The organism is Aquirufa sp. ROCK2-A2 (genome assembly GCF_054558485.1).
The window spans coordinates 24290-51152 of sequence record NZ_JBPXKA010000013.1; the positions used below are offsets into that span (position 1 = coordinate 24290).

Below are 26863 nucleotides of genomic sequence, written 5' to 3' on the forward strand. Positions count from 1 at the left end.
GTGTTAAAAACAAATCTCTTCTTTATCTCAAAGGTGCCAATTACCTCCTTCCTTATTATCTCAACATTCCGATACCGCATCGCCAAAGTATCGAAGTCAAAAGCGGTAAAGGAAGAGATTAATCATTGGAAATTTCAACCCATAATTCGCATTAATAACTAAACACTAATAACTAATCTCAATACCTCAATCCCCAATACGGATTTCGAAAACCTTTGATCGATTCTTTGATATAATCAGCGATGATTTTGTTGTAATCAGCATCCGCAATTTTCTTGCCTTTGATTTTCTTTAAATTCAATTCATTGGTCAATTTCTTCCACTCGATTTTATTGGCCACAATGGTCACATCCCCGTCATTAATATCCAATTCTAGAATCAATCCAGGTAATCCAAAATACCTTTCAGGACCTGCGGGAACGGGTATATCTTGAGCAAACCATGCGACAATTTTTTGCTTTTTAATGGTGTCCTCTGTGACAGCCTTCATACAAATGAAATCAGCCACTTCCTTGATTTGATTGAGAATTTTCCATTTTGGACTTCGTAAAGTATCATCCACGATATAACTTTTCCCTAAAAGATCCATGTAATCGGTTGAACGTTCCGTCTCAAAATTCTTGGTTAAATAAAGGGTTTCTTTTCTGCCCGCCCAACCTTCTTCAGGGTTATCTTCGCCGTAGGCGTATAAACTTTGTTTAGGATTAAATGTCAAGGTCATGATTTGTTTCCAACCTTCATCCGTACTTCCCCAAGTTAGCTTCAATCGATCTTTTTCTTCTGTACTTAAATAGGTTAATCGATTCATGATATTAACCCAAAAAGTTCTACGTTCAAAATAAACGACTCCCTCCTGTTTTAATTCCTGACAAAACGAGGAAAAAGAAATCAATAATAATATCCCAATTTTTTTCATGTTCTAATTTTTACGAATGGGCGAACTTAATCCACGCATGTTATAGGTATAACTTAACATAACATATTGCGACAATGTCCGGGTTTTTTCAAAGCTGACAAAATTTTGAAAGGCATTTTGATTCACGCCTAAATTCTTTTTAAATACATCATAAACAGTTAAGCGAATCTCCGATTTTTGTGCCTTTCCGACATATTTAAATACCGAAAGATTCAAAATGGGCATTTCTTGGTATAAGCCCCTGGTCTTATTTTCAAAAATATTATAATCAAAATTATAAGAGAAAAACGTATTCTTGCCAAAATTAACATTCAACTCAGAGCCCCATTTATCATTCCGAATATTTTGTTCAGGTAAAGCCGATTTGTCATAGGCAGAATGAGTCAATCCAAAACTTGTATTAATGTAAAATGTTATTCGATCGTTGGGAGTAAAGGAAAGGCGAGAAGATATGTTTCCAGAATTGGTTTGTGTATTGGAGAATACATCGTTGATCATCAAGGGATTTTTTGCCGCCGTAAAATCGGCATTGATGCTTAGCGTACTAACCGTTTTTTTCAATGGAAATCCAAATCCCAAATATCCATTGAACGTTTCACCTCCGGTAAGATTCATCGGTTTGGTGGTGATGATTCCCGTAGCATTGATGGTTTGATTGTACACAACTTGATTAACATTGTAGTTGTAGGATACATTGGAATAAAAATGCATAAAATTAGCCGCATCAAATAAGTTGAATCCAGTTGACAATGAATGACTAACACTCGGTAACAAATTCGGATTCCCCACTCGCAAAAATAACGGATTACTATTGTCAACAATGGGCTGTAAATCTCGAATATTGGGTTCTATCGCCGATTTATCATAATTGAAAAACACATATCGATTATTTTTCAATTCGATATCAGCACTTATTTTGGGAATCCAAGCTAAATAAGAAAGGTCAATATTAGCTAAATTGGTGCCAGTCGCAGTTTTACGAAAATCGCCCGTTAAATTAAAATGTTGAGCGGCCAATCCTGCTGAAATATTAATCCCATCTTTGGAATAACGAATGCTTGATCCTAAACGGTTATAGGTTAATCGATTGTCGTAAAACCGACTTAAACTATCATTTCTCTTGTTGGCCATTCCAATGACATTGTCAAACAACTCCCGATTCACTTGATTGTTTTGAAGGCTGGTGTTGAAAAAGGATTCCCAAAAAAAGGATTTCGATAAGGGTTCAACAAAGAAAAGACTTGATTTAACTTGTGATTTATTGGAAAAATTATTCATCAATTGATCAATTGCTTGAATGGAATCACGCAAAGTGGTGGCATTCCATAATTTGTTGATGGATTTCTGACTCGCATTTCCATCTGAGTTCAAATAATTATAGCCCGCACTAGCCGAAAAACTACGTCCTTTTTTGGCAAATTTATGTCGGAAAATGGCGGTATTTTGAGTCGTCATCGACTGCAAATCGTTCCCGTTTTGTAAAGAAGTAGTACGTGGAACAAGGTTATTTTGAAAAAATAATTGTTGGTAAATACGACTTGATTCGTTTGAATTACCAAATGACAATTTGCCATTACCAATAAGAATCAGCGTATTACTTGAATCTAGGTTGTTTTCGTAGCGCAAACTCATGCGATGATTGGCAGAAAAAGTCTTTTGACTACTTGTGTCAGCTGAATTTTGGGTTTTATCTTGAAAAAAACGTTGTGTGGTAGAAATTTTATCAATGATTCTCTCCGATTGATTGAAATAATAATTGGAGCTGAATTTCGCTTTTTTGGTGTCATAATTATAATTGGCACCACCCGAATAATTTTTGGAAAAGCCATCTCTTCTTCCTCCGATAGGAATGCCCAATTGGTCATCTCCATCATCAAAAGAAATATACCGATTGCTGGAAGAGAACCCAAAATCCGCTTCATCGCCCCAACTGAACGATTGACTTCCTCTAAAATCTTGATAGTCGTCAAAAGACATTCCCGATTGGTTGGTATTATTTCCTAATCCAATAACCGATAATTGATTTTTGGCATCAAATTTATTGTAATTCCCTTTGATTTCCCTTCGGTCTTCGGTGGCTATTCCGGCGGTAATTTTTCCGAATCCTCCTTTTTTATGACTTTCTTTTAATTCCAAATTGATGGTTTTTTCCTTTTTCCCATCATCAATGCCCGTTACTTTGGCGGCTTCTGTCTGTCCGTTAAATACTTGAACTTTCTGAATGGCATCTGCAGAAATATTTTTGGTAGCTAATTTAGGATCCGAACCAAAAAAACTTCGACCGTCCACTGTTACTTTTTTAACCGTTTGTCCTTGAGCTCGGATACTTCCATCGGCTTCAATTTCCATGCCAGGCAATTTGCGCAACAAATCCTCCACCGTAGCTCCTGGTGGGACTTTAAATGAGCCCGCATTGTATTCAATCGTATCTCCACGTATACTTAAAGGTGCTTTTGCCGTTCGAACAACCACTTCAAACAACTCTTTTGAAATGGGTTTTAAAGTTATATTTCCCAAGTCGATGGATGGTTCATCCAAAGGTTTGATGTCCATTTGCAAGGGCAAATAACTTACATAAGAAACCTTTAAGAGGTAGGCTTGGCGTTTAACATTCTTGAATTCAAATTGACCTTGCTCATTCGATCTGCCATAATTCACCAAGGAAGAATCTTTAGGTTGCAACAACATCACTGTTGCCTGAGGAAGTGCACGACCGCTGGAATCCACCAATTTACCTTGAATCCCTAGTTTTGTTTGACCCAAGGAAGCAAAAGAAAAAACCGTTAATAGTGAAAGTATAGATAAAAATTTGGTCATAAGTAAGAATTGAGAGGGCAAATAAACGACATCGAAACGGTAAATTATTTTAAAAATTGTTAAACGGATGATAACAAGGATTAGTACCTTAACATATTTCTAACTAAAAAAATAGTTAAAAATATTTTGTAACTAAAAATTTAGTTATACATTTGGCACAACAAACTACAACCATGAAAAAATTAACACAAGCAGAGGAGCAAATAATGCAGGTCATTTGGGGCCTTCCCGAAGGAGGATTTTTGAAGGATATTTTAGAAAATTTACCAGAACCCAAGGCACATTCCAATACAGTGGCGACCCTATTAAAAATATTGGTAGAGAAAGAATTTGTAGGCATCAGCAATCCCAACAGAAATAATTTTTACTTCCCAAAAATTAGCAAAGAGGCTTATTCAGGACAAAGGATAACAGGTTTAGCAGATTCATTTTTTGAAGGATCATTTACCAATGTGGTTTCTTTTTTAGTAGATAAAAAACAAGTTTCCATTGAAGATTTAGAATTATTGATTAACCAATTAAAACAAAAAGACCATGACAAATAACCTACCACTCATCTATTTGGCAAAAAGTGTTTTATTATCAGGAATATTTTATGGCTATTATTTACTAGTGCTTCGTAACAAGCGATTTCATACATACAATCGCTTTTACTTAATCATTAGCCTAATCTTAAGTTTCATCATTCCCTTTTTCAATTTCACTTACTTGACAGGTAAACAAGAAGTGTTGAGTCAAACAGAAAAAGCCGTTTACTTTTTATCCACGGTAACCATCAAAGCCCAACAATCGCCTTGGTTGGATGAGCATTGGATGGAGTTATTAACGATTCTCCTTGGAAGCGTTTCTTTTATTCTATTTAGCTACTTGTGTTTCCAGATATATTCGGTGTTCCAATTGAAAAATAAGTATCAAGGAACTCGTTTGAATGACATTTATTTCATTGAAACAGAGGATGAAAACGCTCCCTTTTCCTTTTTTAATCATCTATTTTGGAAAAAATCCATCGATTTAAACTCGGAAAACGGACAAGCTATTTTCACACATGAAATCACACACATCGAACAAAAACACAGCTATGACCGAATATTTTGTCAAGTCATGTCAAGTATTTTTTGGATGAATCCCTTCACCTGGATCATACAAAATGAGCTCCAAAATATCCATGAATTCATCGCAGACGAGAAGTCTTTTGGACAAGGAAATGCGGAAACTCTGGCCAAAATAGTATTGCAAACCCATTATGGGAACCATTTTTTTAATCCTAGTCACTCATTTTATTATTCATCCATTAAACGCAGAATCATTATGTTAACTACCTCCCAAAACCCAAAACACAGCTACTTAAGAAAAGTATTAGCTCTTCCACTTTTAGCTGGCACTGTATTCGCATTTTCTATGCAATTAAGTGCTCAAACTACCGAAAAAACTACTTCTAAAGAATCAACTTTAGCAGTAGCGCCAAGTAAGCAAAAACGCAAAACATCATCTAATGCCTCTTTGCCAATACCTCCTACACCACCGATCACACCACTAATGGTGATTGATGGAAAAATTGAAGAGAAAAAAGGCATGAACGATATCAAACCGAATGAAATTGAATCCATGAATGTTTTAAAGGGCGCCCTAGCCAAAGAAAAATACGGCAAATTGGGTAAAAATGGTGTGATTGAAATTACCTCAAAGAAAAACGCAGCTGCACCCTCAGATTCTCCATCGAATGACCAAATAATTCCTGAATATCCAGGTGGAATGGAAGCCTTTGTCTCCTATTTGAATAAAAATTTAAAATATCCCGAAGATGCAAAAAAAGCCAAAGTCACGGGCAAGGTATATGTAGAAATCAATGTAAATGCTGAGGGGACTTTGACAAATGTGAAAATATTAAAAACCCCTGGATATGGCTTTGGCGAAGAAGCTGTAAGGGTAATGAAAGAGTCTGGAAAATGGATTCCCGCTAAAAAGAATCATGTAAATATTGCATCATCACTTGTTTTGCCCATTCAATTTTTATTAAGTGAATAATATGAAACCTCGCATATTCTCCATTTTCTTACTTTTATTTTCCATCGCATGTATCATAGAAATCTTGGTATTAAAAGATTTACCCATGGTTCGGGTTGGACACATGAAGTTTAATTTTGGAGGAACGCAAGACGGTCCTGGAAACTGGATTCCTTTTCAAACCATTGTTCCTTATCTATTAGGATCCAAAGGTTGGCTAATTGGGGGCATCAATATACTCGGAAATATATTGATTTTAGTGCCCGTTGGAATCCTGTTTCCTTTCGTTTTTCAACCTTGCTCTTGGAAAAAATGCAGCCTATTAGCCCTTTTTTTGTGTGGCACTATTGAAGGTTTACAAGTCTTTTTTCATGTAGGAATTTTTGATGTCGATGATGTCATCTTGAATGTTTGGGGCGTTTTCTTAGGATTTTGGATGAGTCAAGCATTCCGAAATTCATCGTTTTTTCAATCCATTCTTACACCTAAAAAAATAGGCTTTTTGATTACTACACTTATCGTTTTATTAGGCCTTTTATTCATTTATGGGCCCATTGGACTAGAGAAAGCGCCAATCAGAGAACTTCCTAACATAAAAGCTAGCCAAGCAGGAATGAAACAATTACAAGAAGATCTATGCAATGGAACAGGAGGAACGGGACAAATAATCAGCAAAGGACTTCACTTTTTCATGTTGAAATCCAAGGAAGGCCATACTCAAAAAGTGCTACTCACAGCTTCAACAACCATCAAAACCAGCGCCGGTCCAGCCAATGAATCGGATTTGAAAGTGGGAAACCGTGTAACCATTGTCATCGATGAATCAGAAACCGCCCAATTGGTGTTGGTTTGTCAGTAACATGATTAGACCAAATTTTTTCTAAGAATATTGCCATTTATTCAATTTTCCTAAGTAAATTTCTCTACTCTAAACCTGAAAAAATAATGAAGTACCTTGTAATTACCTTGCAAGTGCTAATATTCTGTGCTTATTCCTCAAAAGCAGAAGACTATAAAGCATCCCTATTTGGCATCAAATCCAATGGGACCAACCTTAACACCCATGCCATTCAAAAAGCCATTGATTACATCCACGAAAAAGGAGGTGGCCGATTGGTTTTTTATGTTGGTAGGTACCTCACTGGCACAATTCAACTTAAGTCCAATGTAACGATCCACTTGGAAGAAGGAGCTATCTTATTGGGGTCCACCAATATTTATGATTACAATATTACTGAACGATTCCCTTCACTCATAGCCGCCAAAAACGCCGAAAATATCGCCATTACAGGCAAAGGTGTCGTAGATGGCCAAGGCCGAGATGTCGCGTATCATGTCACAGACCAAGTACAAAAAGGTTTTTTAAAAGACCCTTTGGCCAATGATCGTTCTGCCCTTTATCGCCCTAAAGCCATTTATTTGAGGGAATGCAACAAAGTGGAAATTTCCGGAATTGTGGTCAAAAATGCCGCCGAGTGGGTTGTGGTGGCAGATCAATGTCAAAACCTAAAAATTGATAAAATCATCGTCGATAGCAAAGCCTTTTGGAACAACGACGGAATTGATATTGTCGATTGCCAAAATGTCCTTATCTCCAATTCGTATATAGACTCCAGTGATGATGCCATTTGCTTTAAATCGCATGACGCAACGAAACTTTGCGAAAATGTAGAAGTACGCAATTGCGTAGCCAGATCCAGTGCCAATGGGATCAAATTTGGCACCCTAACTTCCGGAGGGTACAAAAATTTCAAAATAATCAACAATAAAATTTACGATACTTACCGCTCTGCGATTACGATTGCTACACCAGACGGCGGTGTGGTGGACAATATTTTAGTGGATAGCCTATATGCCTATAACACTGGAAATCCTATTTATTTGCGTATCGGAGCCCGTTGGAACAAAGGCAGAACAGGGTCCATGAATCATATCACTATCCAAAATATGTACTGCGAAGTGGCTGAAACCAAGGCTGATGCAGGCAAGGAATACGAAGGGCCCATCGAAGATTTGCCACGGAATATTTCTCCAGCAAGTATTGTTGGTCTACCGGGACAAGCTATTTCCAATGTGACCTTAAAAAACATCCAACTCGTATTTCCAGGAAATAGTAATCCCCATTATGCTTTCCGAGGAATTCAACCTGCCGATTTAGATAGCATCCCTGAAATGCCAGCGGCTTATCCCGAATTTTCTCAATTTAAAGAGCTTCCTGCCTGGGGATTTTATGTTCGTCATGCCAAAAATTTGACCATGGAAAATATTACTTTAACCGCTAAAGGAAAGGAATATCGTCCCGCCATCGTCATGGATGACGTACAAAGTGCCCATTTAAATAATGTGACTTTTGTGGAGCCAAACAAAAAGAAAAAACAAGTGCATTTGTACAAATCAACAGATATTCTTCAAAAGAAATAAAAGAGACGCCCAATGAATCATTATCAAGCTATCAAATTGCTATTTTTCTTGCTGATTGGGTTCAACCTTTCAGCCAAAGATTATTTCGTTTTGGACTTTGGTGCCAAAAACGATGGTGTAAGCATCAATACCCGAACCATTCAAAAAGCCATCGATTATGTCCATGAAAATGGCGGAGGTCGCCTGATATTCCAAACGGGAACTTATGTGACAGGAAGCGTATATTTAAAAACCAATGTCACTTTGCAATTGGACCAAGGGGCCACTATTTTAGGCTCAACCAATCCATTTGATTACATCAAAGACAAAAAAATAGGCTGGATGTCGATGATCTTTGCCCTCAATCAAGAAAACATTGGCATAACTGGAAAAGGGACCATCAATGGCAGAGGCTATATCACCGCCAATAACATGGTGAATTACATTCATCGCGGAATTTACACGGATGTCTTGAAATTAGACAGACCGAACGAAACCAACCGACCACAAAATATCTATTTCAGAGAATGCAAAAATATCATCATAAAAGATATTACCCTCAAAGATCCAGCAAGTTGGAACCAAACCTATGATCAATGCAAGAATTTGTATGTGGATGGCATTTTTGTGGATAGCAAAAGTTATTGGAACAACGATGGTATCGACATAGTTGATTGCGATGGGGTGGTCATTAAAAATTCCTACTTCGATGCCGCTGACGACGTCATTTGTTTCAAATCACATTCGCCCGATTTTATTTGTCAAAATGTAGTGGTGGATAATTGCGTGGGCCGTTCCAGTGCCAATGGACTAAAATTTGGAACTGTTTCTCGAGGAGGATTTAAGAATTTCAAAGTCACCAATTTAACGATCTTTGACACCTTCCGTTCAGCCATCACTTTTGCTGCTGTAGATGGTGCCGAAATTGAGAATATTGTGGTAGATGGGGTTAGGTCCATCAACACAGGAAATGTGATTTTTTTACGCATTGGCGACCGTTGGGGAAAAGGCAAAAAACCGTATATGAAAAACATTAGTATCTCAAATGTCTACGCGGAAGTCCCATTGGGAAAACCAGATGCGGGCTATAATTACGAAGGCCCTGTGGAAGATTTACCAAGAAATATTTCGCCCGCAAGCATCATCGGCTTGGTGGAGAACAAAATACAAAATGTGACCTTGAAAAACATCCAAATCGTTTATCCAGGAGAAGGAAATCCCCTTTATGCCAAAAGAGGATTAACGGCCCTCGAACTGGATGGAATTCCTGAAATGCGAGATGTTTATCCTGAATTCTCCCAGTTCAAAGAACTACCTGCTTGGGGCATGTATATTCGTCATGCGGAGGGAATTACCTTTGAAAATGTCACATTCACTGCAAAGAAAAAAGATTATCGTCCGAGCATTGTTTTGGATGATGTGAACGGGGCCAATTTTTCAGGTATGAAAATTAATGAACCAGAAAGTGCGGGTAAAACACAAATTTTCCCCTATCATTCTACCAATGTCAATATCAAATAAGTCGTTTTGTCAACACGTCATATGAAAAATATATTATTCACCGGAGTTTTCATTTTACTGCTATCACTAGCAGCTAGTGCCAAAGATTACAATGCGTCTCTTTTTGGCATAAAATCAGATGGTATTACGTTAAATACCCAATCGATTCAAAAAGCCATCGATTTTATCCATGAGAAAGGTGGGGGAAAATTGATATTTTCAGTGGGGAAATACTTGACAGGCAGTATTCAATTAAAGTCGCAGGTAAGCATTGAATTAAAAGAAGGTGCTGTTTTATTGGCAACAAGCTCGATTTACGATTATGTGAAACTCAAAGAAAACAAAGCCTTGATTGTGGCGGATGGAGAAAAAAATGTAGGCATTTTTGGAAAGGGAGTCATTGAGGGACAAGGAGCAGGAGTTGCAGAACAAATCAAAAATCAAATTCAAAAAGGCTATTTACAAGAAAGTGTTCTTCAAGCAAGTCCTGCTTTGATTTCCATGACGAATTGTGAAGGTATTCAGGTAGAAGGATTGCATCTCCAAAATGCTTGTGGCTCTACCGTCAATTTTAATCAGTGCCAACAAATAAATGTGCAAGGAATCTTTATCAAAAATACTTGGCGCAACGAACAAAAGGGTTTGATTATCACGGCATGCGATGGAGCACAATTGAATAATCTATTCATTGAAAGTTCAGGGTCAGAAATGGTTTTGGATTCAAAATCAGTGAATATTTCCAAAGAAAATGTGAAAAATGCAGCAGGTAAAATGCTTTAGCTTTTTCATTTTGCCAATTTATTAGTTATTAGTTTTTAGTTATTAAAGATTAATGCGAATCAAGAGATATATTGAAAAAACTGGAACAAGATTGAAATTGCCTTTGATTTCCCTAATTCACTACCGCGTGACAATTTGTTGGTTCTTTTTTTTCTAAGGCATTTCTTTTTTAGAAAAAAAGAAACAAAAAAACTTGTTTACTTCATTTAATCCAAGACGAATCAATTTTAATTTTCTTTCGTCGGATTAACCGCAAGTGACAAGATTATTTAGCTTCTGAACAAACGTTTACGTGATTACAAACGGCGGCTGAGGCCGGTTACTGAGCATGTTGAAGTATCGAAGACCCGTTTATAAAGGCTGTTAAGAATCGAAGAGCAGCATAAAAAGAAATTTTAATTAGAAGTTTTAACTCTTAATTTCGCATTAATCACTAATAACTAATAACTAATAATGCGAATTAAGGGTTAAAAACTAAAATTCAGGATCTTTTCCAATAATTGTGGCTAAATCAAATTTAATTACATTTTTCCTGGCCAACAATGCAATTTTCTGGCTAATTCATTTTCTAAGGCATTTCTTTTTTTGAAAAAAAAGAAAAAAAAACTTATTAGTCGCAAGTTAATCCAAGACGAATCAGCAAGCTGACCGATTTTCACTACGCTCTCGGCTATTTTCTTTGACCCTGACGCACATACCCAATGCGCATTGTCAAAGCTCCGCCTACCGCTACGTTCAAATCTTTCGTCGGGATTAACCAAAAGTTCATTGATGAGCTTGAAAAAAAAGAAATAGCGTTGGCTGAGCGGCGACGAAGCAAAAAGCGGTATTAGAGAAATGAAAATCAGATTTTTTGACTCTTAATTCGCATTAATAACTAACTATTTACATGTCACATTATTTCGAAAACATTTGAATAGTATAATCCAATAATTGCTGGTCACCCCATTGTCCGTGGCCTGGAACAACCCATTTTATTTGAGGGTATTTCTTTTTCAATTTTTGGACGGTTAAAGGCCATTGCTCCACATTCGCATCTCCCAAATAGCCTTTGGTGGCATTCATTTCTTTGATTAAACACCCTCCAAAAAGCACTTCTTCCTTTGGGAAATAAGCCACCACATTGTCTTTGGTATGGCCTTCTCCCACAAAACTGATCATCACATGTTCTTGCCCTACTTGGATGCTCAAAGAATCCGAAAAGCCATTTTGGGGAATGATGTAATCGTTTTCCTTTGCTAAAGAAATCGTTTTTTCAGAAGCATAAGAAGGAATATTTTGGGCATGAAATGCCTCCAATCCACCAAGGCAGTCGCCATGAAAATGAGTAGGAACAATGGCTTTGATCTTGGCATGCAGACTTTTGGAAACCCATTGAATCAAGGCCTCTGCGCTTTTATCATTGGTGGGTGTATCAAAAATGACTACTTCGTTTTTGTCTCGAACGATGAGTCCATTACAAGGAACATTTCCAAAATCGTTGGTTTTTAAATAGGAAACATGAATAAAGGCGTTTGGACTTATTTGTTCAATCGTTAATTCCGCCGATTGAAAAACGATCTTGGGCTTTTTCACAGGGGAAGAATAATTGCGAGGTCCCGCATGAACGATAAAAAAACCAAAAATGAAAAAGGTAAAAAAAAGGTGTTTCATTGTTAATATGGGATGAAATGATTTCGAATTTGTCATTTAACAGAAAGGTCACAAAGAAATAAATCTTTGTGACCTTGGTGATAAAAAATAGCTCTTGATTATTTAAATCCAATATTAGAAAGTCCTTTGTGACTAATCTTAATAGCTTCTAATGGCGTTTCGTTGAAACAAGCATCTTGTTCTACGTAGTAGTATTTCATGCCTGATAATTTTTTGTTCGCCAAAATACGTTTGAAATCGATGCTTCCATTTCCAACAGGAGCAAAACGACCTTGCTCATCCATGTCTTTCACATGCCAAATTTTAAAACGGCCTGGATAACGCTTGAAATACGCCACTGGATCTGCACCAGCTTTGGTTACCCAATACAAATCCATTTGGAAATTCACCAATTTAGGATCACAATTTTCCAATAAATAATCAATCACAACATTTCCATCCGCATCTTTTACGAATTCGAAATCATGGTTATGATACAAAAGCTCTAAACCTGCTGCTTTACATTTTTCACCTAATTTGGTTAAAATATCCGCCAAGTTTTTAGCACCACCTTTCATTGCCATTTTTTTGTTGACATTATCAAAGTAAAACAAATTCATTGGGGGAACCGGAATCACAAAATACTTAAAACCAACCGCTTTTAAATCTGCGATTTGTTGATCTACATTCTCAAAATTAACCGATCCCTGATGTGCGGAAATAGGAGTTAATTTCATTTCATCCAATAAAGCTTTAAAATCTGCGGGCGACAAGTTGTAAAATTTACCATTGTTATATCCAGCTGATTCTATGTTCACATAACCGGCTTGAGCTACTTTTTCCAAAGTGGCTCTTGCTTCCTTATTCATAGCATCGCGAACGGTGTATAAAGCTAGTCCACCAAAAGGTTTCTCGGATTGTAAGGTTTTAAAAGAAAATAATGCCATTGCAGAAACTGCAGCAAACATCATGAGGGGTTTAAAAAACTTAGTCAATTTCATAGTTAATAATTGTCTTGTTTAGAAATAAAAAAATTGAAGATACAATTTAGGGATTTGTTTTGAAATATAAGCGTAAAGATTAAGAATTGATAGCTTCTGGTTAGAGCCAATTTTTGCGCCGAAACCAAAGATAAATGGTTAATGATATCAATAAAATCGCGAAAATAACTGCTGGGTAACCCCATTTGGCTTGTAATTCGGGCATGTATTGAAAATTCATTCCATAAATCCCTACCACAAAGGTTAAAGGCATGAAAAAGACGGAAAAAATGGTCAAAACCTTGATCACTTCATTGGTTTTTTGAGCCGAAATAGATAAATAAAAATTGACCAAATTGGAAACGTCTTCATGTATTTGATCGTAAATATTCAAAAGTTTCAAATGTAGATCCCGCGCATCTTGCAGAACGACTGCATCTTGATCCGCTAATCGGATGGAACTTACGGCCTCCTGACTAAATAACAATAATTTCTTGCTAATCAGCGATTGACGTTTGATTTGATATAAATCGGAAAGCATCTCGGGGGTTAAGTTTTGAGAAAAAACTTTGCTTTCGTATTCATCTAATTCATAGGATAAATGGACGGCGGGCGATTCATACGAGTGTAAGATGTACCAAAGCATTTTAGCGACCAAAGATTCTACTTCGGTGAATTTTCCCGTATCAAAAAACTTTTCTTTCACTTCCTGCATGAATCCATGCGGAAGGCGATGAACGGTAACTAATAATCCAGATCGATAAAAAAAAGCGATTTTGGTAGAAATGGACTGAATGGAAATCGCCTTTTTTCTGGGATGGGATATTAATGTTCGAGTAATGATAAAATGCGTACCATCCATGTCTTCATGTTTCGGAAGATGATCTGCTTGCAAACAAGCCGAAATGGCAAATTTATTCAACGAATATTGTTGACCTATTGCCTCTAGTTCTTCTAAATTAGGGGCTGTTAGGTCAATCCATTCTACCTGTTGATTGGGGCTAATCGATTTTTCTGTCATCTTTGAAATATATGAAGCTATTTAATAAAAATTAGGGGTATTCCCATTTCTGAAAGCGAATTCACAAATGGAAGAACAAATTAATTTGCATTTAAATGTCCCAAGGTAAAAAATAGCCCTGTTATTATTGAACCTTTGTAATCTTCATTGAGGTAGAATTCGCATTTTCATTGGACATCAAAATCAACAGGTAATTCCCCTCTTTTAAAATACTAAGGTCCAACAACTCTCCATCAAAAACAATGGCCTTTTGCAGTTGCAAATTTCCGGTCATATCCATGATTTGGAGATGAGCAAATTTTCCAAATTCATGGGGAAAACTTACTTTTAGTTGACTTGAAAAGGGATTAGGTGCCAATTGAATTTGGCTCAATATATTCTCCTCTAAAGCTGATATTACTAAATTATAGGGTTTACTCATCTCACTTGAACATGGTGTAGTTACTTTAACGGTATAATTTCCACTCTTAGTTGGATTGATCGTTTTCTGAGTAGCATTTTCAATTATGTTACTGTTAAAATACCATTGGTTCCCGTTAGAGGCGCTTGACGTCAAGCCTCCATTCGATTCCATTATAATGCTAGGAGCGGAAGGAATTGCGTTCACTACAACACTTACACCTGAACTTAATGAACTGCTGCAATCGCCATTAAGCGCTTTAACTTGATACGTTCCCGTTGCATTTGCTGTGTAGCTCGCTGACGTGGCATTAATTAATGGACTCCCATTCAAAAACCATTGATTATTGGTACTGCTACTAGTCAAAACAACATTTTGACCTGAGCAAAAAATAAGTGGTGTAGAATTTGAAATACTTGGAGCCTGAATTAAAGGTAATTTATTAATGATTAACGTATCCGAACGTTTCACACAACCCAAACTGTCCATTTTTACAACAAATACCTGATAAGCCTCTGTAAAATACTTGGAGCTCGAATTAGTAGAATCGATTTTGGATCCATAATACCATTTATATTTATCCCCTTTCAAGGTATTTGAAATAGAAACTTTCAATGAATCATTCGCACAAAAAGTATTTTTATTGGATGATAAAATAGGTTTCGAGGTTTTATCGCAATCAATTGTTTTGTAATAATAACTTTCCAACATATTCCTTTCATTAAAAACAAAAATATCATTGGATCCATCTTCATTGAAATCTTCTACCCAAGTCCAATAAGGGATATTTGGGGGAATTAGCGAATTTGAAGTCAGATCTAATTTGGTTTGTAAAAACCTCCCATTTTTAAATTCATAATAATAATTCAAATAATTTTGTCTTCTATCCAGATTCCATTCACTCGATACAATATCCAATTTATTATCTCCATTCAAATCTTGAATGAATCCTTGAATTCTGAAACCCACTTCGTTCAAGTCAGGGGTCCAATATTTGCTAGTAACTAATTGATTATTTTCAATAATATTAAATCCTTGCATTTCCGGAACCATACTATAAGGAGAAATCATGATTAACTCTTTGATACCATCTCCATTTAAATCTGTGTATTTAAATGAATCGTTGGCTTGAATATCTGCATTGGCCAAGGTTCCATTGGGAGATAAATAAACAGGATGCTTAAATGAATTGATAACGGTAAATGTGCTGTCTTTTAATCCTATTTCTGCGATATCTACTTTCCAATTATTCTTGTCGCCCGTGGTGAAATCATAGGAAATGGTCAGTTTGATTTTCTTGTTTTCGACATTCTCAAAATTAAAAAACTTGATTGTATTTCCATATTTTTGCCGAATGATTTGATTGATATGATCAAATGATTGGTCGAATTTTTTAGTGTTTGTGTTGTAAGAATAAACAATAAATTTACCTTGAGGTATAGATATAATTTCATCTTTCCCATCATCATTGATATCTATTACATATCCATTTTGAGAAATCATGTGTAGTGTATCTAAATCAATACGATCAAAACTTGTACCATTATTAAAAAATACATGACTTGGACTACCATCCGGGATATCTTTAAATCGAAACAAATCCAATGGCTTTTTAGCTTGATCTCCATGGTAATTTTCAGTTAAATGAAAATAATCAATTTTCCCATCTCCATTAAAATCACCGAATTTGCCATACCAGGGTCGTCCCCTTCCAGAAATAATATAATTGGTATCTAATTCAAAGGTTTCATTCCCTTTATTGACAAATATTCCTTTGAAATACATGTAAGCTGAATCTTCTTTGTTTGGAGGCAAGAAATAATTCAAGCCAATTTCCATACAGATGTCTTTTTTCCCATCTTTATTGAAATCATAAAACTGCTTGGATTGGCCTGTCTCAAATTTGGTTCCAAGTGGTTCATTGTATCGATTCAAATTACTAATGTGTGTTTTCATCCAATCGGCCATATTGTTTGGAAATTTTAAAAAGCTTGCTTGTATGGCTGTCTTTTTTTGGCCCAAAGAAAGGAACGGTAAAATAATAAACAGTGAAAAGATTAGTGATTTTTTCATTTCTTCTAATTAAATATAAAAATACCCATATGCTAAATTTTCTATCGATTGATTTGAATAAATTCCTTTACCTAAAATCTTTTGAGTGAAAATTTTAAATCTTTTAATACATAAAAAGCCAATCCTGGTCCAAAAATTTATTTTTCCAACAAGGCATTCACACACCAAAGCAATGGACCTTGACCATGTAAATCGCCCACAATTCTTTTGCGATCTAAATAATATTGATGGTCATTTTTCTTATTTGTCCCTTCGCAAATTTCCGTTAAATCTCCGTTCTCATTCACGTAATCTTGCAATTTAATCCAAGCTTTCCTAGCCGCTTTTCCATAAGTAGTTGCAGGCAACCAGCCCTGTTTGACTCCTACAATAAAGGCGTAGGTAAACATACCTGTACATGAAGTTTCTGGCCAGGAATTTGGGTCATTGATTAACTGATGCCACATGCCATTGGTATCTTGATGTTTAAGTAGAACACCCATCATGTTCAAATAACCTTTCATGATGCGAGATCTGTAGGGATTATCTTGGGGTAGGACTTTCAATAAATCAGCCATGCCTGCCGCTAACCAACCGTCACCTCTACCCCAATAAAAAGGCACATCAGGCGCATGGTAAAATAAACCATCCGCATTTTGTAAGGTATCCAAATAGGCCACCATCTCATACGCCGCACGATCTATGTATTTCCGATTTTTGGTAACTTCAAAAGCCTTTGCTTGCACCGCTGTAATCATATACATATCATCCATCCAGAAACGAGTAACCCAACTTAATCCGGCAGCATACCAATTGCGTACCTCCGGTTTAAGCTTGTTGTATTCATCTGAACTCAGGGTTTTAAATTCTTCATCGGCATAAGAAAGTCCCAATATTTTTAATGCTTGATCTCCGTTTTGAAGGTGAAAAGCCAAAGGAATGGCCCCAAACACAAAATTGTCGACATGGTTTTTTTGGGGTTGAAGATGAGCTTCTGAGGTTAGTAATAGCGCTGTTTTTGCATCCAATCTTTTGAGCAAATCCGTATCCTTTGTCTTTTGAGCAAAGCCCAAAGCACCTAACCATGTACAAACATCTGGATAGGTAATTTGGGTAGCGGGAGGATTAGGGAAAGTTACACCATAGCGTGAATGTGGAACAGCCATAAAACGCTCGGCGGTTCTTTTACCGACAGTAATGGGATTGGCTTTTGCAGGCCAATTGGAAAGTTCTTTTTGTGCAATGGCCGGACTGGCAAGTAACAATAACAAAAGTAATTTTTTCATACAATTAGGTTTCACGCAAAATCAAAAGATTAAATCGAAGACAAATTGTATAAAAATGGACAAAAATCCAATTGTAATGATGGGAGGGTTTAGCGGAAGAGTAGAAAGAAATTAATCTATATGGGGAAATAGCACCACAACTAGAATCGAACTTATTCCAAATTACGGTCGCCAACAAAATCACAATTATGTTTAATCCAACCGACTGGTGTGGTTTTTTTTACTTCTTTAAAGGCATTATAAAAAGTCGCCCGATTTTTAAAACCCGATTCACTTGCCACTCCAAAAATAGATTTATTTAAGTGCTCATTGGATTTAAACAGTGATGTAGCATGATTCACCCGCAATTGATTCCGCATTTTAGGAAATGGAATTTTAATAACTTTATTAAAACAATCTGTCACTCTTTTCTGTGGAATATCTAATTGTTTAACGATATCATGAATAGAAAAATCAGCAGACAAATAAGGCTTTTCTTGGTTTAAAAAGTTAATGATTCTATTAGTATCTAGAACTAATTCTTGATTTATGGGTTCTTCGTCAACTTCGGGAGAAATTCGGTTCATCATGCTTAAATAAAATCCTAAGTCTGAGTTTAAGGAAATGTCATAAACATAATTTGGAAATAACATATAGGATAAAGGAGAAGCCAATGCCAATATCCCAAAGATTTCAGTTTTAATTAGCTGAAGATCAAAGCAATATTTATATAGAGTAATAATGCTTATTATAATAAAATTAATCACGAAAATACTCCCAATTTGTACAATTAAATAATAAGTTTTCTTGCTTAGTATCTGTTTATAAAAATTCAAATTTTTGTAAACAGATGCTAAGACGATTATGCCCATCATTGGATTTACAATATCATTTATGATGCAGGCCGTTGAATAGGGAATTAAAAGAAAACTAGCATTAGATAGTTGAAAATGGGGATTTTCGAATAGAGCAATCTTATCTGAAAGAGGTAATTGGGAAAAAGGTATGTAATAAATAAACATTATCAACAATGGAATTATTGATAAATAAATATATGTACTAAATACTTGTTGCTTTTTAAATACCGTCTGTAAATATAGTAACATAAACGGAACTGTTAGATAACCTATAAATCCATGAAAAAGTACAAGCCTTAGTATGATAGGATGTTGTTGAATTTCAGACAAATCAAAAGAAATAGCTAAAATTTTGACATAAAAACTTAAAATTCCCAACACCGAAAAAACTATTCCTTTATTCTTGTGAAAATGGTTTTTAAGCAAAACAAAAATTAATAAAAAAACAAGAATAAGATTCGCATTAAGCATAAACGAAAGTTTAAAGATTGAATTATTTAGAACTTTATTCATTTAAACTTAGTCATAAAAATTTATTCTATACAAATTCTCCAATTCTAGTTGTCTAAAATTTAATAATGTAGACAAAATAAAACAGGTAAAATAAATTTGATTACAGTTTGTAAGTGAATTTTGAAAATGAGTAGATAATTCTACTCTGTAAAAATTCAAAATAATAAAAAGTGTTCTCCCCATTCAAAAAATTTATCTATTGGCCATTGCTTAGGTTACTCCTTTTTCTATTCATTTGTTCAACTGCCGCAGCACAACAAATGAAATTCAACCAAGGAATAGCAGTCACCCAATTTAATTACCAAGATGATCAGGGAAAAATCATTCAAGGCCTGAAACGTGGGTCAGGACTTTCCTTTCAGATATCTTATCATAAAGCCAGTTTAGTTGATTCTGCCAAATATATTCTAGCACAAGGCCCGACCTCCATTTACCTTAGCCAAAATCCTAAAATAGCTCGATTTCTTAGTATGATCAATTACGATATAGGGTTTCAATTAAATCAATTAAACGCTGTAGGAGATATTAAAAATATAGCCTTCAGCTATCAAACCGATTATGTGGGCCTTCAAGGAAAACTAGGTATTCGGATCCCAATACCATTTTCGATTTCGATTAATCTACAGGGAATTATGAGTGTGAATAAAATCGTTCATGGCAACCAATTGCTGCAGAACCATTACGTGGACTTGAACGAGGATCCTCAATTTTCACAAATCAAATTGATGGCGGGGTATGGTATTGAGTTAGAGAAAAAATTCTCAGGGAAATTAGCTGGATTGGTAGCCTACCAACAATGCCAAACACTTAATTCAAATCCTGTCGGACTTTCGACACTCCATTTTGCACCCAGTTTATTTTCCATCGGCATTCGCTTTTTGAATTAATTAAGAACCATGTCACGAATATTAAATATCCACCTATTCTTATTGATATCACTTACCATTCAGGCTCAATACCTGAAGGTGGCCACCTTTGCTGCTTGGGGTGGCACATCCTCACAAAAAGTAAATTATATGTCTCATGTATTAGGACAATCTAGTGTGATTACTGGAACGGCGAACAGCCAAGGGCTCATTTTTAGACAAGGATTCAAACAACCTGTAGGACCACAAAAATCCACCAATAATAGCCTCAGCTTACAGATCCATGAAAAAGAAAGAGCTTGGTCTTACATAACATTTCCTAATCCATTTATCGACCTTGTGACCGTTCGTTTTGATCAACCTACTGCCAATCCCGTCTTCTTGCAAGTATATGATATCCAAGGTCAAGTACTTTGGCAGGGACAATATATGGCTCTAACAAAAGAGATCGCGCTTGAAAAACTCCAAGATCTTAAAGCTGGTAAATATATTTTACAAGTCATGCAGAAAGAGAAAGCTATTAATCAAACACTAATCAAACAAAGTAATTAATTCCGAACAAGAGCACTTATACTAATTAATTGATATGAAAAAAACTTTAATTCTAACACTGTTTTTTTGCATTGTAAGTTTGTCTACGCTAATGGGCCAATCGGCCAATAAAAACTTGAATTACCAAGCTGTAATTTTAGATCCAAAGCCAATTGATATTCCAGGTGCCAGCTTGAATGGACAACCATTGTCTAATGGGAAAGTCTGTTTAAAATTCACCTTCCTAAATTCACAAGGCATTGTGGATTATGAAGAAATTCAACAGGCCACCACCGATGAATATGGACTAATAAATCTTTATGTGGGCCAAGGTACCTATAGCGCTGGAACGTGTAAGAGTTTTCAGTGCATCATTTGGGATGAGAATATGAAAAGCATGAGGGTGTCTGTCAGCTATGATGGGTGTAATAGTTTCAAGCAAGTAAGCACCCAGATGTTGAATTATACTCCATATGCCTTGTATGCTGAAGCGGTGGATTATAAAAATGTTAGAGACACTCCTACAAAATTATCCCAATTCTCAAATGATGTAGGATATTTGATTCCCAAAGATCTTAATCCATTGCAAGCTGATATTCAAACCAATACGGCCAACATTAAAAGCAATACTGCAGAAATAATAGCTAATACGTCCGACATCAAAGCTAATACGTCCGACATCAAAGCCAATACAATCGACATTAAGATCAATGCCGCGCAAATCATCGATGCAAATAAAAATTTAAATGATTATAAAAAAACGAGCGATGATTCCTTTAAAATTGTCAATGAAAATATTGCAGGTTTAGAGGTTAGGCTAGATTCCAATTCAAATTCAATAATGAACATCGAAGGAAAATTAATAGCTCAACAGAATCAAATTGAAAACAATCATGACCAAATAACATCCAAAACAACTTTACTAACTAGTCAAATTTCAGATGCAAATAACCAAATTGAAACTAATAAAAATATTAGTGATAATTCATTTTTAATTGTTAATCAAAGCATTTCAGAAATAAGCGTAAAGGTCGATTCTATTTCGAATTCGATAGTCAGTATCAATGGGAAATTAACAGACCAACAAAATCAGATTAATGACAATCGATACCAAATATCTACAACAACAAATACGTTAGGTCGACAAATGGGTGATATGTGGTATAGGGTAAATACCACAGCATCTTCGTTAAGTACTTTAGCTAGCGATGTAGAAGTATTGGCGAATAAATCTACATCGACCACCCTAGGAGGAGATAATCCGTCGGATCAATTTTACCCAAGCCAAAAAGCAACTAAAACCTATGTAGATAATGCCATTTACAATGCAGTAGGTCAAGGAGTAGCCGATGCAACTACCTTGGCTCCAGGAAAAGTGCAGCTATCTGGTGATCTAGGCGGAACAGCCTTCTCTCCTACCGTTCCAGCATTGGCCAATAAAGAAAATTTGAGCAACAAATCCACTTCTACGTCATTAGGAACAAGTAATGACTTTTATCCTACCCAAAACGCCGTCAAAGTCTATGTGGATCAAGCCACCCAAGGCATCGCTTTGCAGGCAACCGTAGATTCAAAGGCGGATAAAAACTCACCTGTTTTCACAGGAAATCCTATTTTGCCCACCGGAACCATTGCAGTCACTCAAAACGAATCTGATAATAGCACGAAGATTGCCACAACAGCATTTGTGCAGCAAGCAACATCAGCTGGTATCATTGATGCATCTTCTATTACAAAAGGAAAAATAAAATTAAGCGGCGATTTAGGAGGAACAGCCGATTCACCAACCGTACCAGGTTTAGCAGCCAAAGCGAATATTTCAGATGTCAACACATCCTTGTCATCAAAAGAAGATGTGTCCAATAAATCCACCGCCACAGCCTTAGGAACGAGCGACGTATTCTATCCATCTCAAAAAGCAGTAAAAATTTATGTGGATTCTCAAATCGCTTCCGCTACTATTGCAGATGCAGACGCATCGACCAAAGGAAAGATTCAATTAGCTGGCGATTTAGCTGGAACAGCCGCTTCTCCAACCGTTCCAGGTTTGGCGTTGAAAGCAAATGCATCAGATGTTAGTAATTCGCTTGCAGCGAAAGCTGATACAAGTTCTGTAAATACAGCCTTAGCTTTGAAAGCTCCTTTGGCTTCGCCAACTTTTACAGGCACTCCTGCTTTGCCGACAGGAACAACGGGCGTTACTCAGTCGGCAGGAGATAATTCCACCAAATTAGCCACGACTTTTTATGTGGATCGAAGCGTTGCGGCTGCTACGCCAGATGCCACTAATACAACTTTAGGTAAAATACGATTGTCAGGTGATTTAGCTGGAACGGCGGATGCTCCCACTGTTCCAGCTTTATCCCTAAAAGCTGATACAAGTTCGGTCAATACCGCCCTTGCATTGAAAGCAAATACCTCAGATGTTAGTAATTCACTTGCCGCTAAAGCAGATACAAGTTCCGTCAATTCTGCTTTGGCTTTAAAAGCAAATTCCACAGATGTTAGTATTTCGCTAGCCGCAAAAGCAGATACAAATTCGGTCAATAGCGCTTTGGCTTTAAAGGCTCCTTTGGCTTCGCCAACCTTTACAGGTTCTCCTAGTTTACCAACAGGAACCACAGCCGTCACTCAATCCGCCGGAGATAATTCCACCAAACTAGCCACCACTTTTTATGTGGATCGAAGCGTTGCGGCTGCTACGCCAGATGCCACTAATACAACTTTAGGTAAAATACGATTGTCAGGTGATTTAGCTGGAACGGCGGATGCTCCCACTGTTCCAGCTTTATCCCTAAAGGCTGATACAAGTTCAGTCAATACTGCCCTTGCCTTAAAAGCAAATGCCTCAGATGTTAGTAACTCTCTTGCTGCAAAAGCTGATACAAGTTCGGTCAATACTGCTTTAGCTTTAAAAGCCAATTCCACAGATGTTACCAATGCATTAGCTGCAAAAGCTGATACAAGTTCCGTCAATTCTGCTCTAGCTTTAAAGGCTCCTTTGGCTTCTCCAACTTTTACAGGAACTCCTACTTTGCCAACAGGAACTACAGCCGTCACTCAATCCGCCGGAGATAATTCCACCAAATTGGCCACCACTTTTTATGTGGATCGAAGCGTTGCGGCTGCTACGCCAGATGCAACCAATAGCTCTTTAGGTAAAATCCAATTAGCTGGCGATTTAGCTGGAACAGCCGCTTCTCCAACCGTTCCAGGTTTAGCTTCAAAAGCCGACACAAGTTCAGTCAATACCGCCCTTGCCTTAAAAGCAAATGCCACAGATGTTAGTAATTCACTTGCCGCTAAAGCCGATACAAGTTCGGTCAATTCTGCTTTGGCTTTAAAAGCCAATTCCACAGATGTTAGTAGTTCGCTAGCCGCAAAAGCCGACACAAGTTCGGTCAATACCGCACTTGCATTGAAAGCAAATTCCTCAGATGTTAGTAGTTCGCTAGCCGCTAAAGCCGATACAAGTTCAGTCAATACGGCTTTGGCTTTAAAAGCAAATACCTCAGATGTTAGTAACTCTCTTGCTGTAAAAGCCGATACAAGTTCGGTCAATACGGCGTTGGCTTTAAAAGCCAGCTCCACGTATGTTAGTAATTCTCTTGCTGCAAAAGCCGACACAAGTTCGGTCAATACGGCCTTAGCTTTAAAAGCAAATACCTCAGATGTTAGTATTTCGCTAGCTGCAAAAGCCGATACAAGTTCGGTCAATTCAGCTTTAACTTTAAAGGCTCCTTTGGCTTCGCCAACTTTTACAGGAACTCCTACTTTGCCAACAGGAACCACAGCCGTTACTCAATCAGCTGGAGATAATTCCACCAAATTGGCCACCACTTTTTATGTGGATCGAAGCGTTGCGGCTGCTACGCCAGATGCAACCAATAGCTCTTTAGGTAAAATCCAATTAGCTGGCGATTTAGCTGGAACAGCCGCTTCTCCAACCGTTCCAGGTTTAGCTTCAAAAGCCGACACAAGTTCAGTCAATACCGCCCTTGCCTTAAAAGCAAATGCCACAGATGTTAGTAATTCACTTGCCGCTAAAGCCGATACAAGTTCGGTCAATTCTGCTTTGGCTTTAAAAGCCAATTCCACAGATGTTAGTAGTTCGCTAGCCGCAAAAGCCGATACAAGTTCGGTCAATTCTGCTTTGGCTTTAAAAGCCAATTCCACAGATGTTAGTAGTTCGCTAGCCGCAAAAGCCGACACAAGTTCGGTCAATACGGCTTTGGCTTTAAAGGCTTCATTGGCTTCTCCAACTTTTACAGGAACTCCTACTTTGCCAACAGGAACCACAGCCGTTACTCAATCAGCTGGAGATAATTCCACCAAATTGGCCACCACTTTTTATATGGATCGAAGCGTTGCTGCTGGTGCGCCAGACGCAACCAATAGCTCATTAGGTAAAATCCAATTAGCTGGCGATTTAGCTGGAACAGCCGTTTCTCCAACTGTACCAGGTTTAGCTGCAAAAGCCGACACAAGTTCTGTCAATACTGCCTTAGCTCTAAAAGCAAATACCTCAGATGTTAGTATTTCGCTAGCCGCAAAAGCTGATACGAGTTCGGTTAATACGGCTTTGGCTTTAAAGGCTTCATTGGCTTCTCCAGCTTTCACGGGAACTCCTACTTTGCCAACAGGAACCACAGCCGTTACTCAATCAGCTGGAGATAATTCCACCAAATTGGCCACCACTTTTTATGTGGATCGAAGCGTTGCTGCTGGTGCGCCAGACGCAACCAATAGCTCATTAGGTAAAATCCAATTAGCTGGCGATTTAGCTGGAACAGCCGCTTCTCCAACCGTTCCAGCTTTATCCCTAAAGGCTGATACAAGTTCGGTCAATACCGCCCTTGCATTGAAAGCAAATGCCTCAGATGTTAGTAATTCACTTGCCGCTAAAGCCGATACAAGTTCAGTCAATACCGCCCTTGCCTTAAAAGCAAATGCCTCAGATGTTAGTAATTCACTTGCCGCTAAAGCCGATACAAGTTCAGTCAATACGGCCTTAGCTTTAAAAGCAAATACCTCAGATGTTAGTAACTCTCTTGCTGTAAAAGCCGATACAAGTTCGGTCAATTCTGCTTTGGCTTTAAAAGCCAATTCCACAGATGTTAGTAGTTCGCTAGCCGCAAAAGCCGACACAAGTTCGGTCAATACCGCACTTGCATCGAAAGCAAATTCCTCAGATGTTAGTAGTTCGCTAGCCGCAAAAGCCGATACAAGTTCGGTTAATACGGCTTTAGCTCTAAAAGCCAATTCCACGGATCTAACTAATTATGTAACTACCAATACTGCACAAACAATAACAGCTTCAAAAACATTTTCAGAGACAACAACATTTTCAAAAGATGCTATTGTAAATGGATTGACTGTTGGGAAAGGTGGTGGGAATAAAGAATTTAACACAGCAATTGGAGTAAATGCCCTTCCTGTAAACACAACTGGTAATACTAACACAGCAACTGGCGTATATGCTCTTTATAAAAACACAACAGGTTCTAGTAATACAGCAAGCGGCACAACTGCTCTTTTTAATAACACAACAGGTTTAGAAAATTCAGCATTCGGCCAGGGATCTCTTTTTAATAACACAACAGGTTCTTATAATGCAGCATACGGCAGGTCATCTCTTTTTAATAACTCAACAGGTTCTTATAACACAGTATTAGGCCATTCAACTTTATTAAGTAACACCACAGGTTCAAATAACACAGCAATTGGATACGGGGCAAATGTTGCATCTGGTACCTTAACCAATGCGACAGCAATAGGGAATGGAGCTATAGTGAGCGCTAGCAACACCATTCAACTAGGAAACACTAATGTCACTGATGTAAAAACCAGCGGTACCCTCACAGCGGGAACGGTGACCTATCCAAACGCCCACAATAACGAATCCGGTCAAGTTTTAACGATAAATGCCGCCGGGACAGCAAGCTGGGCAGCGGCTGGTATGACAGATGCCACTAATACAACTTTAGGTAAAATACGATTGTCAGGTGATTTAGCTGGAACGGCGGATGCTCCCACTGTTCCAGCTTTATCCCTAAAGGCTGATACAAGTTCGGTCAATACCGCCCTTGCCTTAAAAGCAAATGCCACAGATGTTACAATTTCATTAGCCGCCAAGGCTGATACAAGTTCGGTCAATACGGCTTTGGCTTTAAAGGCTTCATTGGCTTCTCCAACTTTTACAGGAACTCCTACTTTGCCAACAGGAACCACAGCCGTTACTCAATCAGCTGGAGATAATTCCACCAAATTGGCCACCACTTTTTATGTGGATCGAAGCGTTGCTGCTGGTGCGCCAGACGCAACCAATA

General features: G+C 37.4%; 17 protein-coding genes. 9 read left to right on the plus strand and 8 right to left on the minus strand.

Going from position 1 to position 26863, the window contains the following annotated elements:
• Positions 1-178 precede the first annotated feature (178 nt).
• Together V7S76_RS12760 and V7S76_RS12765 are read right to left on the minus strand one after the other, a co-directional pair.
• Positions 179-916, minus strand: coding sequence for a GLPGLI family protein (locus V7S76_RS12760; RefSeq protein WP_459510517.1), 738 nt, complete (start codon positions 914-916; stop codon positions 179-181).
• 3 nt (positions 917-919) lie between these two features.
• Entirely contained in the window at positions 920-3733 is a 2814-nt protein-coding gene (locus tag V7S76_RS12765) for an outer membrane beta-barrel protein (RefSeq protein ID WP_459510518.1), read from the minus strand.
• A gap of 173 nt (positions 3734-3906) precedes the next feature.
• Here V7S76_RS12765 and V7S76_RS12770 point away from each other — a divergent pair, with 173 nt between their 5' ends.
• The 6 genes from V7S76_RS12770 to V7S76_RS12795 all read left to right on the plus strand — a co-directional run bounded on the left by V7S76_RS12770 (position 3907) and on the right by V7S76_RS12795 (position 10417).
• Entirely contained in the window at positions 3907-4278 is a 372-nt protein-coding gene (locus tag V7S76_RS12770) for a BlaI/MecI/CopY family transcriptional regulator (RefSeq protein ID WP_459510519.1), read from the plus strand.
• The gene (locus V7S76_RS12775; protein ID WP_459510520.1) at positions 4268-5758 is read left to right on the plus strand and encodes a TonB family protein; all 1491 of its coding nucleotides are present in this window, start codon (positions 4268-4270) and stop codon (positions 5756-5758) included. The genes V7S76_RS12770 and V7S76_RS12775 overlap by 11 nt, the downstream gene beginning before the upstream one ends.
• Before the next feature lies 1 nt (position 5759).
• Positions 5760-6596 (plus strand): VanZ family protein, encoded by an 837-nt coding sequence (locus V7S76_RS12780; RefSeq protein WP_459510521.1) that lies wholly within the window; start codon positions 5760-5762, stop codon positions 6594-6596.
• An 86-nt stretch (positions 6597-6682) separates the two neighbouring features.
• On the plus strand, positions 6683-8158 hold the full coding sequence (locus tag V7S76_RS12785; protein WP_459510522.1) for a glycoside hydrolase family 28 protein: 1476 nt from the start codon (positions 6683-6685) through the stop codon (positions 8156-8158).
• A 12-nt stretch (positions 8159-8170) separates the two neighbouring features.
• Entirely contained in the window at positions 8171-9658 is a 1488-nt protein-coding gene (locus V7S76_RS12790) for a glycoside hydrolase family 28 protein (protein ID WP_459510523.1), read from the plus strand.
• Between the two features lie 21 nt (positions 9659-9679).
• A complete protein-coding gene (locus V7S76_RS12795) occupies positions 9680-10417 on the plus strand; it encodes a glycosyl hydrolase family 28 protein (protein WP_459510524.1) in 738 nt (245 codons plus the stop codon).
• An 897-nt stretch (positions 10418-11314) separates the two neighbouring features.
• Here V7S76_RS12795 and bla read toward each other — a convergent pair.
• The 6 genes from bla to V7S76_RS12825 all read right to left on the minus strand — a co-directional run bounded on the left by bla (position 11315) and on the right by V7S76_RS12825 (position 19095).
• Positions 11315-12070, minus strand: coding sequence for a subclass B1 metallo-beta-lactamase (gene bla, locus V7S76_RS12800; protein WP_459510525.1), 756 nt, complete (start codon positions 12068-12070; stop codon positions 11315-11317).
• Between the two features lie 98 nt (positions 12071-12168).
• A complete protein-coding gene (locus V7S76_RS12805) occupies positions 12169-13050 on the minus strand; it encodes a sugar phosphate isomerase/epimerase family protein (protein ID WP_459510526.1) in 882 nt (293 codons plus the stop codon).
• Positions 13051-13150: 100 nt separating this feature from the next.
• On the minus strand, positions 13151-14050 hold the full coding sequence (locus V7S76_RS12810; protein WP_459510528.1) for a CorA family divalent cation transporter: 900 nt from the start codon (positions 14048-14050) through the stop codon (positions 13151-13153).
• A gap of 124 nt (positions 14051-14174) precedes the next feature.
• Positions 14175-16523: a T9SS type A sorting domain-containing protein gene (locus V7S76_RS12815; protein WP_459510529.1), complete on the minus strand. Its 2349-nt coding sequence runs from the start codon at positions 16521-16523 to the stop codon at positions 14175-14177.
• 137 nt (positions 16524-16660) lie between these two features.
• Positions 16661-17788 (minus strand): glycoside hydrolase family 88/105 protein, encoded by a 1128-nt coding sequence (locus tag V7S76_RS12820; RefSeq protein WP_459510530.1) that lies wholly within the window; start codon positions 17786-17788, stop codon positions 16661-16663.
• A gap of 152 nt (positions 17789-17940) precedes the next feature.
• Positions 17941-19095, minus strand: coding sequence for a helix-turn-helix domain-containing protein (locus V7S76_RS12825; RefSeq protein WP_459510531.1), 1155 nt, complete (start codon positions 19093-19095; stop codon positions 17941-17943).
• Between the two features lie 302 nt (positions 19096-19397).
• Between V7S76_RS12825 and V7S76_RS12830 the strand changes: the two genes are divergently transcribed.
• The 3 genes from V7S76_RS12830 to V7S76_RS12840 all read left to right on the plus strand — a co-directional run.
• A complete protein-coding gene (locus tag V7S76_RS12830; RefSeq protein ID WP_459510533.1) occupies positions 19398-20024 on the plus strand; it encodes a hypothetical protein in 627 nt (208 codons plus the stop codon).
• 9 nt (positions 20025-20033) lie between these two features.
• Complete coding sequence (locus V7S76_RS12835) at positions 20034-20555, plus strand: T9SS type A sorting domain-containing protein (RefSeq protein WP_459510534.1); 522 nt, start codon at positions 20034-20036, stop codon at positions 20553-20555.
• A 34-nt stretch (positions 20556-20589) separates the two neighbouring features.
• Positions 20590-26863, plus strand: a 6274-nt coding sequence (locus tag V7S76_RS12840) for a beta strand repeat-containing protein (protein WP_459510536.1), incomplete at its 3' end; no start/stop codon positions are given.

Coding starts and splice junctions, on each gene's coding strand:
- V7S76_RS12760 (WP_459510517.1), bottom strand. CDS start 916: ATGAAAAAAATTGGGATATTATTATTGATTTCTTTTTCCTCGTTTTGT.
- V7S76_RS12765 (WP_459510518.1), bottom strand. CDS start 3,733: ATGACCAAATTTTTATCTATACTTTCACTATTAACGGTTTTTTCTTTT.
- V7S76_RS12770 (WP_459510519.1), top strand. CDS start 3,907: ATGAAAAAATTAACACAAGCAGAGGAGCAAATAATGCAGGTCATTTGG.
- V7S76_RS12775 (WP_459510520.1), top strand. CDS start 4,268: ATGACAAATAACCTACCACTCATCTATTTGGCAAAAAGTGTTTTATTA.
- V7S76_RS12780 (WP_459510521.1), top strand. CDS start 5,760: ATGAAACCTCGCATATTCTCCATTTTCTTACTTTTATTTTCCATCGCA.
- V7S76_RS12785 (WP_459510522.1), top strand. CDS start 6,683: ATGAAGTACCTTGTAATTACCTTGCAAGTGCTAATATTCTGTGCTTAT.
- V7S76_RS12790 (WP_459510523.1), top strand. CDS start 8,171: ATGAATCATTATCAAGCTATCAAATTGCTATTTTTCTTGCTGATTGGG.
- V7S76_RS12795 (WP_459510524.1), top strand. CDS start 9,680: ATGAAAAATATATTATTCACCGGAGTTTTCATTTTACTGCTATCACTA.
- bla (WP_459510525.1), bottom strand. CDS start 12,070: ATGAAACACCTTTTTTTTACCTTTTTCATTTTTGGTTTTTTTATCGTT.
- V7S76_RS12805 (WP_459510526.1), bottom strand. CDS start 13,050: ATGAAATTGACTAAGTTTTTTAAACCCCTCATGATGTTTGCTGCAGTT.
- V7S76_RS12810 (WP_459510528.1), bottom strand. CDS start 14,050: ATGACAGAAAAATCGATTAGCCCCAATCAACAGGTAGAATGGATTGAC.
- V7S76_RS12815 (WP_459510529.1), bottom strand. CDS start 16,523: ATGAAAAAATCACTAATCTTTTCACTGTTTATTATTTTACCGTTCCTT.
- V7S76_RS12820 (WP_459510530.1), bottom strand. CDS start 17,788: ATGAAAAAATTACTTTTGTTATTGTTACTTGCCAGTCCGGCCATTGCA.
- V7S76_RS12825 (WP_459510531.1), bottom strand. CDS start 19,095: ATGCTTAATGCGAATCTTATTCTTGTTTTTTTATTAATTTTTGTTTTG.
- V7S76_RS12830 (WP_459510533.1), top strand. CDS start 19,398: ATGAAATTCAACCAAGGAATAGCAGTCACCCAATTTAATTACCAAGAT.
- V7S76_RS12835 (WP_459510534.1), top strand. CDS start 20,034: ATGTCACGAATATTAAATATCCACCTATTCTTATTGATATCACTTACC.